This is a genomic window from Streptomyces sp. SudanB182_2057, assembly GCF_964272715.1.
GTDB classification, from domain to species: domain Bacteria; phylum Actinomycetota; class Actinomycetes; order Streptomycetales; family Streptomycetaceae; genus Streptomyces; species Streptomyces rubradiris.
In genome coordinates this window covers 3,982,675-3,998,361 of the sequence record NZ_OZ186798.1, presented here as the reverse complement: position 1 = coordinate 3,998,361, position 15,687 = coordinate 3,982,675, and the positions used below count along the sequence as shown (strand labels likewise).

Annotated in this window: 19 protein-coding genes and 1 tRNA gene; 17 read left to right on the top strand and 3 right to left on the bottom strand. The window is 70.2% G+C overall.

What is annotated here, in order from left to right; genetic code table 11:
* The first annotated feature begins 75 nt into the window (after positions 1-75).
* The 11 genes from ACSURM_RS17345 (at position 76) to ACSURM_RS17295 (ending at position 7,924) form a co-directional block, all read left to right on the top strand.
* Complete coding sequence (locus ACSURM_RS17345) at positions 76-927, top strand: sigma-70 family RNA polymerase sigma factor (RefSeq protein ID WP_436956085.1); 852 nt, start codon at positions 76-78, stop codon at positions 925-927.
* Positions 924-1,745 (top strand): integrase, encoded by an 822-nt coding sequence (locus ACSURM_RS17340; protein ID WP_436956083.1) that lies wholly within the window; start codon positions 924-926, stop codon positions 1,743-1,745. The genes ACSURM_RS17345 and ACSURM_RS17340 overlap by 4 nt, the downstream gene beginning before the upstream one ends.
* A 183-nt stretch (positions 1,746-1,928) precedes the next feature.
* Positions 1,929-2,276, top strand: coding sequence for an SCO3933 family regulatory protein (locus ACSURM_RS17335; RefSeq protein WP_436956082.1), 348 nt, complete (start codon positions 1,929-1,931; stop codon positions 2,274-2,276).
* Positions 2,277-2,281: 5 nt separating this feature from the next.
* The gene (locus tag ACSURM_RS17330; protein WP_436956080.1) at positions 2,282-3,643 is read left to right on the top strand and encodes an FtsK/SpoIIIE domain-containing protein; all 1,362 of its coding nucleotides are present in this window, start codon (positions 2,282-2,284) and stop codon (positions 3,641-3,643) included.
* A gap of 87 nt (positions 3,644-3,730) precedes the next feature.
* Positions 3,731-4,429, top strand: a complete 699-nt coding sequence (locus tag ACSURM_RS17325) for a DUF2637 domain-containing protein (RefSeq protein ID WP_436956079.1) — start codon at positions 3,731-3,733, stop codon at positions 4,427-4,429.
* 13 nt (positions 4,430-4,442) lie between these two features.
* Positions 4,443-4,622 carry a mobile element transfer protein gene (locus ACSURM_RS17320; protein ID WP_030734401.1) on the top strand — a complete coding sequence of 60 codons (180 nt, stop codon included), beginning with the start codon at positions 4,443-4,445 and terminating at the stop codon, positions 4,620-4,622.
* A 14-nt stretch (positions 4,623-4,636) separates the two neighbouring features.
* Positions 4,637-4,792, top strand: a complete 156-nt coding sequence (locus ACSURM_RS17315) for a hypothetical protein (protein ID WP_365946786.1) — start codon at positions 4,637-4,639, stop codon at positions 4,790-4,792.
* 19 nt (positions 4,793-4,811) lie between these two features.
* Complete coding sequence (locus ACSURM_RS17310; RefSeq protein WP_436956077.1) at positions 4,812-5,111, top strand: SpdD-like protein; 300 nt, start codon at positions 4,812-4,814, stop codon at positions 5,109-5,111.
* A 91-nt stretch (positions 5,112-5,202) separates the two neighbouring features.
* On the top strand, positions 5,203-6,546 hold the full coding sequence (locus ACSURM_RS17305) for a replication initiator (protein ID WP_436956076.1): 1,344 nt from the start codon (positions 5,203-5,205) through the stop codon (positions 6,544-6,546).
* On the top strand, positions 6,543-6,755 hold the full coding sequence (locus ACSURM_RS17300) for an excisionase family DNA-binding protein (RefSeq protein WP_181797371.1): 213 nt from the start codon (positions 6,543-6,545) through the stop codon (positions 6,753-6,755). The genes ACSURM_RS17305 and ACSURM_RS17300 overlap by 4 nt, the downstream gene beginning before the upstream one ends.
* The gene (locus ACSURM_RS17295) at positions 6,755-7,924 is read left to right on the top strand and encodes a tyrosine-type recombinase/integrase (protein ID WP_436956074.1); all 1,170 of its coding nucleotides are present in this window, start codon (positions 6,755-6,757) and stop codon (positions 7,922-7,924) included. Before ACSURM_RS17300 ends, ACSURM_RS17295 begins: the two co-directional genes overlap by 1 nt.
* 49 nt (positions 7,925-7,973) lie before the next feature.
* Here ACSURM_RS17295 and ACSURM_RS17290 read toward each other — a convergent pair.
* Positions 7,974-8,047, bottom strand: a tRNA-Gly gene (locus tag ACSURM_RS17290).
* A 236-nt stretch (positions 8,048-8,283) separates the two neighbouring features.
* Between ACSURM_RS17290 and ACSURM_RS17285 the strand changes: the two genes are divergently transcribed.
* The 3 genes from ACSURM_RS17285 to ACSURM_RS17275 all read left to right on the top strand — a co-directional run bounded on the left by ACSURM_RS17285 (position 8,284) and on the right by ACSURM_RS17275 (position 9,636).
* On the top strand, positions 8,284-8,442 hold the full coding sequence (locus tag ACSURM_RS17285; protein WP_181797373.1) for a hypothetical protein: 159 nt from the start codon (positions 8,284-8,286) through the stop codon (positions 8,440-8,442).
* A 101-nt stretch (positions 8,443-8,543) separates the two neighbouring features.
* The gene (gene dcd, locus ACSURM_RS17280; RefSeq protein ID WP_318202246.1) at positions 8,544-9,119 is read left to right on the top strand and encodes a dCTP deaminase; all 576 of its coding nucleotides are present in this window, start codon (positions 8,544-8,546) and stop codon (positions 9,117-9,119) included.
* A gap of 13 nt (positions 9,120-9,132) precedes the next feature.
* Positions 9,133-9,636, top strand: coding sequence for a phosphoribosyltransferase (locus ACSURM_RS17275; RefSeq protein WP_181797374.1), 504 nt, complete (start codon positions 9,133-9,135; stop codon positions 9,634-9,636).
* 62 nt (positions 9,637-9,698) lie between these two features.
* On the opposite strand, the gene ACSURM_RS17270 is transcribed toward ACSURM_RS17275, so the two are convergent.
* Complete coding sequence (locus ACSURM_RS17270; RefSeq protein WP_436956071.1) at positions 9,699-10,748, bottom strand: YIP1 family protein; 1,050 nt, start codon at positions 10,746-10,748, stop codon at positions 9,699-9,701.
* A 51-nt stretch (positions 10,749-10,799) separates the two neighbouring features.
* Here ACSURM_RS17270 and ACSURM_RS17265 point away from each other — a divergent pair.
* Both ACSURM_RS17265 and ACSURM_RS17260 read left to right on the top strand, forming a co-directional pair.
* A protein-coding gene (locus tag ACSURM_RS17265) for an IS5 family transposase (protein ID WP_436961122.1) occupies positions 10,800-11,629 on the top strand; the annotation gives its coding sequence in 2 pieces (ribosomal slippage) (positions 10,800-11,130 and positions 11,130-11,629; 831 coding nt in all).
* 99 nt (positions 11,630-11,728) lie between these two features.
* Entirely contained in the window at positions 11,729-12,067 is a 339-nt protein-coding gene (locus tag ACSURM_RS17260; RefSeq protein ID WP_436956070.1) for an antibiotic biosynthesis monooxygenase family protein, read from the top strand.
* A gap of 99 nt (positions 12,068-12,166) precedes the next feature.
* Here the strand turns inward: ACSURM_RS17260 and ACSURM_RS17255 are convergent, their stop codons facing one another.
* Positions 12,167-14,434, bottom strand: a complete 2,268-nt coding sequence (locus ACSURM_RS17255; protein ID WP_436956068.1) for a (Fe-S)-binding protein — start codon at positions 14,432-14,434, stop codon at positions 12,167-12,169.
* A 200-nt stretch (positions 14,435-14,634) separates the two neighbouring features.
* Here ACSURM_RS17255 and ACSURM_RS17250 point away from each other — a divergent pair, with 200 nt between their 5' ends.
* Positions 14,635-15,660, top strand: a complete 1,026-nt coding sequence (locus ACSURM_RS17250) for an MraY family glycosyltransferase (RefSeq protein WP_436956066.1) — start codon at positions 14,635-14,637, stop codon at positions 15,658-15,660.
* Positions 15,661-15,687: the final 27 nt, after the last annotated feature.

Genomic DNA, 15,687 nt, shown 5'->3' with positions numbered 1-15,687 from the left:
GTGCGTACCGGGCGGCGGCTGCCTCCCATTCCGTCTAGGGCCCTAGACTCCTGGGTACTGCTAGGAGGTGAGGTCATGTCGGACGAGCTCCAACGGATCATGACGATCGATGATCCGTACCTGCTGTTGCGCGAGGTGACGACTCGCTTGGCGGACGCGCAGCAAGAGGTCACCGAGCTGGCCCGCCTTCGTCGCCGAGTGGTACAGGACCTGCACGCCCAAGGATTGTCGTACGCGCAGATCGCCGCGAAGGCCGGCCTGAGCCGCGGGCGGATCCACCAGATCCGGCACACCGGCCCGGCGCCCGAAGGGGCCTTCCTCGGTCGGGGCGCCGTCACCGTCGCCACACCGCTGCGGCGGGACGACGAACGCGGCCGGACCGTCGTCGCCGTGGACGACGTCAGTTCCGGCAAGAGGCTCGAAGACCTGGCGCGGTCGTACGGGCTCGACGTCGCCTCGGAGCATGTGCCGGTGACCGGCGAGATCGACCTCAACCGGGACGGCCTGATCGTGGTCTGCGGCCCCCGCATGTCCCAGGCCATGTGGGACACGTACGCCCAGGACCCGGTTTTCCACTGGGAGCGTGCGGAAGACGGGCCCTGGACCGTGGTGGACCGGCAGACCGGCACCGTGTACCGCTCGGGGCAGGACAGCGACCCGGCCCGGCCGTACGACGTCGGCTACCTCGGCCGGCTGCCGCGACCGGACGGCAACGGCTCGCTGCTCGCGATCGCCGGTATTCATACGCAAGGTTCCCTCGGCGTCGTGCAGCTCCTCGCCAACGACCTGAACGTGATGTGGGGCCAGGTCGGCGACCGCCGGTTCTCCACCCTGGTGGGTGTCGAGTACGACCCCGAGACCAGCGAACCGCAGTCGGTGGAACTGCTCTGCCCCCTGTACCGGCACGACGAGGAGTCGGCGGCGTGAGGGTCGACCTCGCCACGCTCCCCGCCGACCCCGAACGAGAGAACGAGGACTTCGCCGCCGCCGCTCCCGGCGCGGCCGTGCTCCTCGACGGAGCCGGCGTCGGCGGTGCCGAGACCGGGTGCACACACGGTGTCGCCTGGTTCTCCGGGACGCTGGGCGGCCTGCTGCTCCAAGCCATCACCGCGTCCCCCGCCCGACCGCTCACCGAGTGCATGGCCGACTCGATCGACCGCGTCCGCTCGCTGCACGGCGACAGCTGTGACCTGATGTACCGGGCCAGTCCCACCAGTACGGTCGTCGCCGCACGGATCAACGGGGAAAGGCTGGAGTACCTGGTCCTCGGCGATTCCTCCTTGCTCCTGGAGGGGAAGGACGGCAGTACGACCGTCGTCACCGACCGGCGCCTGGACGAAGTCGGCAAACGACTGCGCGGGCCGGTCGACGCGCTGCCCACCGGCTCACCCGAGCATTCCGCCGCGCTCGCCGAATACCGGGAGGCTCTGACCGGTCTGCGTAACCGGCCGGGAGGCTTCTGGATCGCCGGCCCCGATCCGCGGGCGGCCGAACACGCGTTGACCGGCACGGTGGCACTGGACTCGCTGTCCACCGTGACGCTTCTGAGCGACGGTGCGACTCGGCTCGTCGATCGCTTCCAACTCGCCGACTGGGCGCAGTACTTGGACGTGCTCGCTTGCTCCGGTCCGGACGAACTGATCCGCCGTGTCCGAGAGGCCGAGAAGAGTGACCCCGACGGCCGGCGCTGGCCGCGAGGTAAGGCGCACGACGACGCGACCGTCCTCCACTGGGCCGTTCGGTAGTACTTTCGCGCGCTTGCGCGGCTACACCGTATACCCCCCTAGACAGTTGATGGGCTGTCGGCTACCTTCACTGTCAACCCCCCTAGACAGTTGGGGGTGGTTGCCCCCGCTGCTGTCTAGGGGGCTATTCAGCTCGCTCGGCGCCGATCTCAGGGCGCCCGAAGACTCCGTGAGGTACTGACAGTGCGTGTGATCCCCGTAGACACCTCCGCCGCGACGCTGCTCGTCACCAAGCTCCCCGAGGTCAAGGTCAGGGACCGTCAGACCGGCGAGGTCGCCGTGGACCCGGTGACCAACCAGCGGCTCATGACGCTGGAGCTGGTGTTCATCTCGGCCGGCGGCTCGGACATGATCAAGGTGACCATTCCCGAAGAGGGGATCGGAGACGGCCTGGTCATGGGCGCGCCGGTCATCCTGTCGGGCCTGGTCGCCCGGCCGTGGGAGAGCGAGTTCGGCGGGCGTAGCCGTCACGGCATCGCCTACCGGGCCGACGCGGTCATGGTCAACACCCCGGTTGCGTCCCAGGGTTGATCGCCATGACTGACGTCGCTTGGGTGCTGCTGGTCCTGCTCCTCGTGGTCGTGCTGCTGGTAGTCCGTCGGCGGATGCCGGTGGTGTTCTGGTGGCTGGTCGGGTATCCGGTCGTCGCGTTGCGGGTGCTGCTGTCGTACCGGGCGACGATGGACGCGTGCGGCCTGACGGTCCCGGCTTCCGCCGTCCGGGTCGCCACGGCCCGGGTGATCGGGCGGCACGCGGCCCCCGTGCCGCCACGGCGGTCCTTCCCCCGGCCCAACGCATCCGGACTCGTCATGCGGCTGCGCATGGCGACCGGGCAGGCGCCCGAGGACTTCACCGCCTCGGCCGACCGACTGCGCCATGCCTGGGGCGCTCACGCCGTCCACGTACGCCCCACGAAACCGGGCTGGCTCGAACTGCGGCTCGTTGGGTGGGACGTGCTCGCCGATGTGCGGCCCGCCCGGCGGCAGGCTTCGGCCGAGCCGCTTCGCCTGCCGCTGGCGCTGCGAGAGGACGGCGACTGGCACGTACGCGACTTCCGCATGGTGCCGCACGAACTGATTCTCGGCGCCACGCAGTCCGGAAAGTCCGTCTACCTGCGCAACTTGCTGTGCGGCCTGGCCCGGCAGCGGGTCGTCCTCGTTGGGATCGACTGCAAATGGGGTGTGGAACTGGCGCCCTTCGCACCCCGGTTGTCGGCGCTGGCCGACGACCCGGATCGGGCGAACGACCTCCTCGACGCGCTGTTGGAAGAGATGGAGGACCGGTTTCGGCTGATCGGGCTCAGTGGTGCCGATCCGGACGCTGTTCTCACCTCGGACGTCTGGGGGCTGCCGGACGCCGTGCGGCCAGTCCCGGTAGTGCTGGTCGTTGACGAGGTGGCGGAACTCTTCCTCGCCGCGAACCGGGACGACGAGAAACGGCGCGACGCGATGGTCACCAAGCTCATCCGCCTCGCCCAGCTCGGCCGCGCGGCCGGCATCTACCTCGAAGTCTGTGGGCAGCGCTTCGGCTCGGAACTCGGCAAGGGCGCCACCATGCTGCGTGCGCAACTGACCGGCCGCGTCTGCCACCGCGTCAACGACGAAGCCTCGGCGAACATGGCCCTGGCCGACATCTCTCCCGAAGCAGCTCTGGCCGCCACATCCATTCCTGCCGACCGGCCCGGCGTCGCAGTCGTCGGCGACTCGTCCGGCGGATGGTCCCGCGTCCGCTCTCCTCTTCTCTCGCTCGAAGATGCGGCGGCCGTCTGCCGTGACACCTCGGCTCTGGTCCCTGAACTGCCCCGGCTCGACCGCTTCCGGCCCGCCGTCGCCGTCGCCTGGGCCGGGCCGTCCTCCTCGACCGGCGCCACGCCCACCGTGCGCCCGGTGACCGAGTAATCCCCTCTCTTCCCCTGCGGCCGGCGTGACCGCCTCGCGCCATGTCCCTACCCCTCCCATGCCCGAGACAGAAAGGAACCGGAGCCGATGCGTGCCCACCTGGCCCGCGTGGACGCCGTCGTCGTCCAGGCCGTCATCGCGGGCGCCCTGTCCTTCTCCCACTTGCACGACCTCGCCGCAGCGGCCGGACAGGGCGGATGGAAGGCGTGGGCCTATCCCGTCAGCGTCGACCTGTTGCTGGTCGCCTCCTGGCGCCGGATGCGCCAGTTGCAGCGAACGGGGCAGGCGGCGGGCAGTCCACGGCTGTGGTTCCTGGTGGCCCTTGCCGCCTCCCTCGGTGCCAACGTCGCCACCGCCGGACTCCTCGACCTGGACCACGTTCCCGCCTCGCTCCGCGTGGTGGTCGCAGGCTGGCCCGCCGTCGCCTTCTTCGGCGGCACTCTGCTGGCCCACACACCGCCCGGCCAGGAATCCCTGGTGCTCCCAGACTCGCCGACAGCTACTCCGCACGAGCAACGGGACCCTGCTCCGGCTGCTGTCGACGGTCCGGAGCCGGAAGAACTGCCGGCACCTACCCCGGCTCCCGCCCCCGCCGAACCGGAAGCCGTTCCGGCTCCGCCTCCGCCCGGTCCCGCCGTCGCGCTCCCACCCGCCCTCATCCAGCGCGCCCGGGCCCTGGCCGACGAACACCGCTCGGCCACCGGCCGCCCCGCCGACCCCGACGCCGTCCGCGCACGGCTCGGCCTTCCCCCGTCCATGACCGCCTCCGTCGCCGCCCACCTGTGAGAGGAGCACCGCCATGAACCGCCGCTTCCGCAACGTCCGCCGTATCGGCCCCGTGAACGTCGCCTCCTACATCGACCGCGGCAGGCACCGCCATCTGGCCGCCTGCACCGCACCCCGCTGCGACTTCTCGGCCGAGTACGACTCCCGCGCCGCCGCCGAACTCGCCGCCCGCACCCACCGCTGCTCGGCCTGACAGGAGATCACCGCATGCGCGTCCCGCTCTGGCTCGCCCTGCTCTGCGTCGCGGTCCTGGGCGTCAAGCTCATCCGCCCGCCCTGGTGGCTCGTCGCCGTGCTCCTCCTCGGCGGCTACCTGCTGACCGACAGCCTGCTGGCCCCCGTCATCGACTCCCTCGTCAAGTGACCCGTAAGGAGCCCTGCTCATGATCCGGCCGAAGATCCCCACCATGCCGCAACCGACCGTCCCGGTCGCCGCGCCTACGACTGCCGTGGAACCGTCCGCAGCTACCCCGGTCACGCCCTCGACGCCCACTCCTCTGGTGCCGGCCCGCCCGACCATCCAGTTGACGCCCGGCACGGCGCTCGCCCTCGTTGGTGGTGGGACCGCCGTGGTCCTGGTCGTGGGTGCCGTCCTCGTCTCCATGCTGCTCGCCGTCACCGTGACCGCCACCTCGGTCGCCGTGTGCGCCGTCGTTCTCCGCTCTCTCCTCACCCGCCGCTGAACCAACGACTCCTTTCGTCTGCCCTGACTGTCTAGACCCCTAGACAGTCAGGGCGGGATCCAGCACCCGCACCACAAGGAGGAACCTGCACATGCGTCCACCGGCTCCCCTTGGAGCCATCCGTCACCTGGCCGCCCTCGCCCGGCACGGTGACCTCGGCTCCTACGCCCGGCAGATCCAGCGTCTTGGCGGCTGCGAGCGGCCCGTACGAATGGAGGGGCACCGGCTCGACGTCCACGCGACCACCGGTGAGATCGTCCGGGAGATCACCGACCGCGACCTTCCGGCGGGGCAGCTCCTCATCCGCTGCAACAACCGTCGCGCCACCAGGTGTGCCACCTGCGCGGAGACGTACCGCAAAGACACCTTCCACCTCGTCACGGCCGGGCTGAGCGGCGGCAAGGGCATCGGTCCGGCGGTCGCCCGGCACCCCCGCGTCTTCGCGACCTTCACCGCGCCGTCCTTCGGCCCGGTCCACAACCGCCCGGCCGGTGGGCGATGCCGCTGCGGGCGCACGCACGCCGAGGACGACCCCGCTCTGGGCACGCCGCTCGACCCGGAGCGCTACGACTACCGTGCGGCCGTCCTCTGGAACGCGCACGCGGGTGCGCTCTGGGGCCGGTTCGCTACCTATCTGCGCCAGCAGATCGCCTCCCGCGCGGGCCTCACCCGCTCAGCGTCACGCGACTGCGTCCGGGTGTCGTACGCCAAGGTCGCCGAGTACCAGCGGCGCGGCGCCGTCCATTTCCATGCGGTCATCCGCCTCGACGGTCCGGGAGGCGCGGAGGACGACCCGCCGGCCTGGGCGACGACCGAACTCCTCACCGACGCGATCCGCTCGGCCGCCCGCCTCGCCGAGACACCCGGCCCGGTCATCGACGGCCGCGCCTACGCCTTCCGCTTCGGCGACCAGCTCGACATCCGCCCCATCCGCTCGGCGGACTTCGCGGGCACCTCGGAGCTGTCCAGCCGGGCCGCGGCCGCCTACATCGCCAAGTACGCCACCAAGGGAGCCGAGACGGCCGGCACCCTCGACCGCCCCGTCCGCAACCCGATCACCGACCTGATCGGCTCCGGCGTCACCGACCACGCCCGCCGGATGATCCTCACCTGCTGGCACCTCGGCGCGCTCCCCGAACTGGAAGCGCTGCGCCTGCGCAAGTGGGCCCACATGCTCGGCTTCCGCGGCCACTTCTCCACCAAGTCCCGCACCTACTCCGTCACCCTTGGCGCCCTCCGCCAGGAACGCGCCGACCACAACGAAGCCCTGGCTCGTGCCCGCGCGGCCGAAGCGGGCCACCCCCTGCCCGACCCGGACACCGTCCTCGTCCTCTCCCACTGGCGCTTCGCCGGGACCGGGCTGACCTCCGCGGAAGCCTGGCTCTCCACCTCTCGCCCAACCGCAACCGGCACGGAAGGGGATCTCGCAGCATGAACGACCGCTACCTGTCCGTGGACCAGGTCGCCGAACTGCTCGGCACGACCGCTCGCTTCCCCCGGCGGCTGATCGAGGAGCGGCGCATCCGGTACGTGAAGGTCGGCCGGCATGTGCGCATCCCGGAGAGTGCGGTGGAGGAGTTCATCAGGGCCCGCACGGTGGAGCCGCTGAGGCGTCCTCGTACGCGCTACGGGCGGGCTGCCTGATGGCCAACAACAAGGGCAGGCGCCGCCGTTTCGGTGCGATCAGGCGGCTTCCCTCCGGCCGTTATCAGGCGCGGTATCCCGGACCGGACGGTGTGATGCGCCCGGCGCCCGAGACCTTCGCGACGATCGCGGACGCGGACGACTGGCTCGCGGAGAAGCAGACCGAGATCCGACGGGGAGAGTGGCGGGACCCGGAGGCCGGTGCGGTGAGCTTCCGGGCCTACGCCGACAAGTGGGTGGAGGAACGGGAACTGGCCCCGCTCACCCGCGACCTGTACCGCTACCTTCTCGACAAGTATCTGGCCGCCTTCGCCGACTCCGACCTGGACGAGATCACGGCGCCGCTCGTGCGTGAGTGGCGGGCCGAGCGGCTGCGGGTGACCGGGGCCAAGACCATGACGGCCAAGGCCTACCGCCTCCTGAAGGCCATCATGGAGACGGCCGTGGACGATGAGCTGATCACGCGCAATCCGTGCCGGATCAAGGGCGCCGGGAAGGAGAAGGCGGCCGAACGGCGCATTGCCACCGTGGCCCAGGTCGACGCGCTCGCCGAAGCGGTCGGGATGCGGTGGCGGCTGATGGTCTACCTCGGCGCCTACGGCCCGATGCGGCCGGAAGAGCTGGCCGGCCTGCGCCGCCGGGACGTCGACCTGGAGAACCTGCGGATCAGGGTCCGCCTTGCCGAACCCGAGCGGATGAACGGACGACGCGTCCGGGGCGAGACGAAGTCGGAGGCAGGGACCCGGACTGTGATTCTTCCCGCGTTTCTCCGCCGGGAGCTGCGCTGGCACCTGGAGTCGTACGCCGAGCCGGGGCCGGACGGGCTGGTCTTCGTGGGGGAGAAGGGCGCCCCCTTCCGCCGTAGCACCTTCGGGCGGAAGTGGCGTAAGGCACGTGAGATCGTCGGCATGCCCGAGGGCTTCCGGTTCTACGACCTCCGCCACACCGGGCACACGCTCTCCACCCGGTCCGGCGCCACCCTCAAGGACACGATGGTCCGCGCCGGGCAGTCCTCCGAGAAGGCCGCGCTGATCTACCAGCACTCCGACGAGGAGCGCCAGGAAGAGGTCGCCGCCGGCCTCGACGCCACCGTTCGGAAGGCTCGGGCGGAGGCTGCCAAGAAGAGGGCCGACAAGTCTTCTGGCACGGATCTGGCACGCGGCGACTGATCACCGGACACAACAACAAGGCCCAGGTCTCTGACCTGGGCCTTCAGCGTGGAGCGGGTGACGAGAATCGAACTCGCGCTCTCAGCTTGGGAAGCTGATGTTCTACCATTAAACTACACCCGCGTATGTACGGACATGGGGTTCGGGGAATCCCTTGTCCGGACGCTCGCTCACTCTACATCATCGCGGAGTCCTGGTGTTCCAGGGTCGGGGATCCGGCTGCGGGTGGCGTGAGTTGGGGCGTACCGTGGGGGCCGGAGTGCCGCCTGGAGAGTCGTCTCTTTGATCCCGTAATGTGGCTTTTGGCGTCCGGGTAGAACGCCGGACGCGGCTCTTGGGGAAGGGACTTGAGGGACTTGATGCAACGCACCGTCGTCCGCTGCGCGGACGGGCACGTCTTCAGCACCGCTTCGTTCCCGATGCAGCAGGCCGAGCGGCTCGGCCCCGGTCGGCTCGTGCGGTGTCCGCGATGCGCCCGGCTGCGGAGCGCGGTGCCCGTCGTACTGGAGAAGCGGTAGGCGGGAGAGCAGCGCACACCGGTCGTAGCCGGGGCGTGACAGGGAGCGCGCGGCGCCGTCGTGATTGCGATGGTTCCGCGCGCCTTGCGTATCCTCGCTACGTGCTTCTCTCAGACAAGGACATCCGGGCCGAGATCGACGCCGGGCGGGTACGGATCGATCCCTATGACGAATCCATGGTGCAGCCGTCGAGCATCGACGTGCGGCTGGACCGGTACTTCCGGGTGTTCGAGAACCACCGCTACCCGCACATCGACCCCTCGGTCGAGCAGGCGGACCTGACGCGGCTGGTGGAGCCCGAAGGGGACGAGCCGTTCATCCTGCACCCCGGGGAGTTCGTGCTCGCCTCCACCTACGAGGTCATCACGCTGCCCGACGACCTCGCCTCGCGGCTCGAGGGGAAGAGCTCGCTCGGGCGGCTCGGGCTGGTCACGCACTCCACCGCCGGGTTCATCGACCCCGGCTTCAGCGGGCACGTGACCCTCGAACTGTCCAACCTCGCCACGCTCCCCATCAAGCTGTGGCCGGGCATGAAGATCGGCCAGCTGTGCATGTTCCGGCTGACCTCGCCCGCCGAGTCCCCGTACGGCAGTGAGCGCTACGGTTCGCGGTACCAGGGGCAGCGCGGGCCGACCGCCTCGCGGTCCTTCCTCAATTTCCATCGGACCCAGGTGTGAGGGCCACTACAGCATGAGCAGCGCAGACGTGCGGGAGAACCTGACCTACGAGCGGTTCGGCACCGCCATCCGGGAACTGGCGCAGACCATCGCCGACGACGGGTACGAGCCCGACATCGTGCTGAGCATCGCCCGGGGCGGTGTCTTCGTCGCGGGCGGGCTCGCCTACGCCCTCGACTGCAAGAACATCCACCTGGTCAACGTGGAGTTCTACACCGGCGTGGGGACCACCCTGGAAATGCCGGTCATGCTCGCCCCCGTTCCCAACGTGATCGACTTCTCCGACAAGAAGGTCCTGATCACCGACGACGTCGCCGACACCGGCAAGACGCTCAAGCTCGTCCGCGACTTCTGCCTGGACACCGTCGCCGAGGTGCGCTCCGCGGTGGTCTACGAGAAGTCCCACTCGCTCGTGAAGTGCGAGTACGTGTGGAAGCGGACCGACGACTGGATCAACTTCCCCTGGAGCGTCGAGCCGCCCGTCGTGAAGCGGGCCGGGCAGGTTCTCGACGCCTAGCCTCCGGCGCGCAGACATGGGAAAGGGGCCCTCGCGGGGGCCCCTTTCCCATGCGCCGGTACCTAGAACGTGCCGAGCTTCACGATCGACAGCAGCGCGATCAGCTGGATCGCCGCCGCCCCCAGCGCCCTCGGCCAGGGCAGGTCGTGGGAGCGGGAGACCATCAGCGTCAGCAGGGCGCCGGCGCCGAGCCAGGTGGCCCAGCCGAGGATCTGGACGAAGCCGGCGTCGCCGCCGAAGAACATGGCCACGATCAGCCGGGGCGCGTCGGTGAGGGCCGTGATCAGCATGGACAGGCCGACCGTGGGCTGCCAGGCGCCGTCGCCGCCGAGCTGGCGGGCCAGGGTGTGGGTGACCGCGCCCAGGACGAACAGGCCCAGCACCATCACGATCGCCGTCACCAGCACGATGGGCACCGCGTTGGACAGGGTCGCGCTGATCGCGTCCTCGCGGGCGCCGTCGAAGCCGAAGACGGCGAGCAGGCCGTAGAGGAAGGTCACGATGAGGGCGGGGATCCACATCGTGTAGTCCCGCATGCGCAGGAACGTCTCGTTGGGGGCGAGCACGATCCCCTTCAGCAGGTCCTTCCAGTGCAGCGGCGGGCCGATCGGTGCGGCCGGCGCGGGGGCGGACCCGGCCTGGTAGGTCGCGCCCTGGGTGTAGGTCGCGGCCTCGTCGACCGAGAACGCCTGGGTGTGGCCCGGCTGGTTCGCCGCGTAGGGGTCGTGCCCGCCGTGGCCGCCGCCCTGGTGGCCGCCGTCGCCGAAGTACTCGGGGCCGTCGTCCGCGGGGCCCGGGTAGCCGTAGGGCTGTCCCTGATGCGGGTACGGCGGCTGTGGCGCCGACGGGTAGCCGTACGAGGGGCCCGCGGGACCCGAGGGGCCCGGGCGGCCGTACGGCGGCTGCCCGTACGCCGGTCCCCCGGGCTGTGCGGGGCCGTGCCCGTGTCCGTACGCCGGTCCCTGGGGCGCCTGCTGTCCTTGGGGGGTACGGTCGTCCCGGCCCCCGCGTCCGATCCTGAATCCAGCCACGTCATCGAACGTACCTGGTCCGGACGGCCCGCGTGACGGGGCCTGTGGCCTTCGCCCGGCTTTGCGGCCGACCTGTGACATCCCCTAGGCCGTGTCTTCAAATGATCTTGAGTAGTGGATCATGGTTGGGTGATACGTCGTCATGAACTGTCCGATGCTGAGTGGGAGTTCGTTCGACCGTTGTTGCCCGAGTCCTTGCGGGGGCGGAAGCGGTTGGACGACCGCACCGTGCTCAACGGGATCGTGTGGAAGTTCCGGACCGGCACCGCTTGGCGGGATGTGCCCGAGCGGTACGGTCCGTGGCACACGCTCCACACCCGCTTCCGCCGCTGGGCCCTGGACGGCACCTTCGAGCGGATGCTCCGTGCCGCCCAGGCGCGGGCGGACGCGGCCGGGAACATCGACTGGCTGGTGTCGGTCGACTCCACCGTCGTCCGTGCCCACCAGCACGCCGCCGGGGCCAGAAAAGGGGGCTGCGCGTCCCCGGCCTCGGACGCTCCCGAGGCGGACTGACCAGCAAGATTTACCTGGCCTGCGACGCCTTTGGCCGCCCGCTCGCCTTCACGGTCACGGGCGGGAACACCAACGACTGCACGCAGTTCACCGCCGTGATGGAGCAGATCCGCGTGCCCCGCATCGGCCCGGGACGGCCCCGCGTGCGGCCCGCCCACGTCCTGGGCGACAAGGGCTACAGCTCCAGGGCCATCCGGACCTGGCTGCGACGCCGGGGCATCAGCCACACCATCCCCGAGCGGGCCGACCAGGTCCGCAACCGGCTCCGGCGCGGCAGCCGGGGCGGGCGCCCGCCGGTCTTCGACAAGCAGCTCTACAAGCGGCGCAACGTAGTGGAACGGTGCTTCAACCGCCTGAAGCAATGGCGAGGCATCGCGACCCGCTACGACAAGACCGCCGAGTCCTACCAAGCAGCCGTCACCCTCGCATCGCTGCTGATGTGGGCGTGACATTTGAAGACAGGACCTAGGGGACCGTCCGGCGTCCCACCCCGAATTCCCTCGGGGTTCCGCGTCGTTCGGCGGGGGGTCATGGTCCAGGATGGGTCCATGAGCGTAGTGAAGATCAACGTGCTGACCGTTCCCGCCGAGCAGCGGGAGGTGCTGGAGAAGCGGTTCGCGTCGCGGGCCCACGCGGTGGAGAACTCCGACGGCTTCGAGTGGTTCGAGCTGCTGCGGCCCGTGGAGGGCACCGACCAGTACCTCGTCTACACCCGCTGGCGGGACGAGGAGTCCTTCCAGGCCTGGATGGAGGGGCCGATGAAGACCGCGCACCAGGGCGGCGGCGAGGGCGGCGGCGAAGGCGGCGAGCGTCCGAAGCCGGCGGCCTCCGGCTCGACCCTGTGGTCCTTCGACGTGGTCCAGCAGGCCGGTCCCAAGGGCGCCTGAGCCGGACGCCCCCGCGGAACCCCGCCGAACCCCGCGGAGACATGACGGCGCCCCCTGCCTGTGCGAAGCAGGGGGCGCCGTACATCGGTGGGAGCGGAGCTACTTCACCGGCTCCGGCTCCGGCTCGCTCGCGGCCTCCGCGTCGCCCGCCGGGTCGGCCGGCGTCTTGACGGACTCCAGGAGCAGCTGGGCGACGTCGACCACCTGGATCGACTCCTTGGCCTTGCCCTCGTTCTTCTTGCCGTTCACCGAGTCGGTGAGCATGACCAGGCAGAACGGGCAGGCGGTGGAGACGATGTCCGGGTTGAGGGAGAGGGCCTCGTCGACGCGCTCGTTGTTGATGCGCTTGCCGATCCGCTCCTCCATCCACATCCGCGCGCCGCCGGCGCCGCAGCAGAAGCCGCGCTCCTTGTGGCGGTGCATCTCCTCGTTCCTGAGGCCGGGGACCTTGCCGATGATCTCGCGCGGGGGCGTGTAGATCTTGTTGTGGCGGCCCAGGTAGCAGGGGTCGTGGTAGGTGATGATGCCCTCGACCGGGGTGACGGGGACGAGCTTGCCCTCGTCCACCAGGTGCTGGAGCAGCTGGGTGTGGTGGATGACCTCGTAGTCGCCGCCGAGCTGCGGGTACTCGTTGCCGAGCGTGTTCAGGCAGTGCGGGCAGGTGGCGACGATCTTCTTCGCGGACTTCGGCTTCTTGGTGGCCGGGTCCTCGTCATCCTCGCCGAACGCCATGTTCAGCGCGGCGACGTTCTCCATGCCGAGCTCCTGGAACAGCGGCTCGTTGCCCAGGCGGCGGGCGGAGTCACCGGTGCACTTCTCGTCGCCACCCATGATCGCGAACTTCACGCCCGCGATGTGCAGCAGCTCGGCGAAGGCCTTGGTGGTCTTCTTGGCGCGGTCCTCCAGGGCGCCGGCGCAGCCGACCCAGTACAGGTACTCGACCTCGGTGAGGTCCTCGATGTCCTTGCCGACGACCGGGACCTCGAAGTCGACCTCCTTGGTCCACTCCAGGCGCTGCTTCTTCGCCAGGCCCCAGGGGTTGCCCTTCTTCTCCAGGTTCTTGAGCATCGTGCCCGCCTCGGAGGGGAAGGCGCTCTCGATCATCACCTGGTAGCGGCGCATGTCCACGATGTGGTCGACGTGCTCGATGTCCACCGGGCACTGCTCGACGCAGGCGCCGCAGGTGGTGCAGGACCACAGCACGTCCGGGTCGATGACGCCGTTCTCCTCGGCGGTACCGATCAGCGGGCGCTCGGCCTCGGCCAGCGCGGCCGCGGGCACGGAGGCGAGCTGCTCCTCGGTCGCCTTCTCCTCGCCCTCCACGGTCTTGCCGCCGCCCGCGAGCAGGTACGGCGCCTTGGCGTGCGCGTGGTCCCGCAGGGACATGATCAGCAGCTTCGGCGAGAGCGGCTTGCCGGTGTTCCAGGCGGGGCACTGCGACTGGCAGCGGCCGCACTCGGTGCAGGTGGAGAAGTCCAGCAGGCCCTTCCAGGAGAACTGCTCGACCTGGGAGACGCCGAAGACGTCGTCCTCGCCCGGGTCCTCGAAGTCGATCGGCTCGCCGCCCGAGGTCATCGGCTGGAGCGCGCCGAGCGCGGTGGAGCCGTCGGCGTTGCGCTTGAACCAGATGTTCGGGAAGGCCAGGAAGCGGTGCCAGGCCACGCCCATGTCGGTCTTCAGCGAGACCGTGATCATCCAGATGAAGCTGGTCGCGATCTTGAGGCCGGAGAAGAAGTAGGTGAGGTTCTGGAGCGTGGAGAGGTCCATCTCGCGCAGCCAGGCGACGACCGGGTACGAGATGAAGAACGAGGCCTCGTAGCCGTCCACGTGGTGCTGGGCGCCTTCGAGGGCGTGCAGCATGAAGATGCAGACGCCGACGATGAGGATGACGGTCTCGACGAAGTAGGCCTGGCCGAAGTTGGAGCCGGCGAAGCGGGACTTGCGGCCCGGGTCGCGCGGGTGGCTCAGCTGGCGGACCGCGATCAGCACGAGGATGCCGAGCACGGTCATCGTGCCGATGAACTCGACGTAGACGTTGTACGGTGCCCAGTCGCCGATGACCGGCAGGATCCAGTCCGCCTTGAACAGCTGCCCGAAGGCGTTGACGATCGTCAGCAGCAGGGTAAAGAAGCCGACGGCGACGAACCAGTGCGCCACGCCGACGATGCCCCAGCGGTTCATGCGGGTGTGACCGAGGAACTCCCGGACCACGGTCATGGTGCGCTGTGTGGGATCGTTGGTCCGCGTGCCGGCCGGTACCGGCTGGCCCAGCCGCATGTGGTTGTAGATCTGGAGGAGGGCGCGGCCGAACAGTGCCACGCCGACCACGATCAGGACCAGCGACACGATGATCGCGGCGAGTTGCATTGGGGCTCCTGAAGCGGCCTCGGTCGGAACGAGCTGTCTGGGCTGACGAACATTACTAAGCGGTAACTTATGTAGTCCGTCTGAGACTACCCCCATCTTCCGTCGCGATGCAGCAGAGCGCGGGGTGATCTGGATCGCCGCCAGGCAATCGGATCGTGTTATTCGTACCGAATTGATACTTTCGCCCCTACCTTAGAGCCGTGCTCTACGGGATCGCCGCCGCTACCGCCGCCCTCCTCCTGACCGCCGTGCTCGCCGCGGCGCTCCGGGCGCCCGCCCTGCGGGCCGGGATCCTCGACCGGCGCCGGCAGCGTCCCCTCCCGCTGCTCGGCGGGCTCGCCGTGGTGGCCGTCACCTGCCTGGTCGCCGGGATGGGGCAGTGGAGCCGGGTGGCCCCGCTCGGGGAAGGGGTCGGGGAGCTGCTGACGGCCGCCGCCGCGGTCGCCGCCCTGGGGCTGGTGGCCGACGTGTGGCGGCTGCGCGCCCGCGTGCTCGCCGCCGGCACCGCCGTGGCGGCGGTCTGGGTGGTGCCCTACGACGACACCGGCCTGCCCGGCGGGCTGCTGGCCGTCGGCTGGATCGTGCTCACCACCCTCGCCTTCCGGGGGCTCGACCACGCCGACGGGCTGGCCGGGACGGTCGGGGTGATCACCGCCTTCGGGGTGGGCGCCTGCGCGGCCGCCGAGGTGATGGACGGCCTCGCCGTGCTGCTGAGCGTGGTCGCCGCCGCGCTCACCGGCTTCCTGATGCACAACTGGCATCCCGCGCGGATCGGCCTCGGCGCGTGCGGCTCGCTGTTCACCGGGTTCGTGCTGTCCTCCGCCGTCGTCTTCACGCGCGCGGGGTACGCGCTCGGGCCGAGCGCGGCGGTGGTGTTCTGCCTGGGCGCCGTCGCGGTCGCCGACGCCCTGCTCGTGGTGCTCGCCCGGACCACCGCCCGGCGCCCGCTGCTGCGACGCGGCCCGGACCACCTCGCGCACCGGCTGCGCCGGCTCGGGCTCACCCCGCCGGGGTCGGCCGTCCTGCTGGGGGCCGCCTCGTTCTCCTCGGTGCTCGTGGGGGTACTGGTGCACGCGGGGTGGACGGGGGAGGGGGCCGCGCTCTGGGTGGCCGGCGCGGTCGCCGTCGCCGTGGCCGTCCTCGCACTCCTTCGGGTGCCTGTCCCGCCGGCTCAGCGCACGGCGTCCACGCAGGTCAGCGGGCGGTTGCGTGTAAGGAGCGGATAAGAGTTGAGTCCGATTGACTCAGGTCTG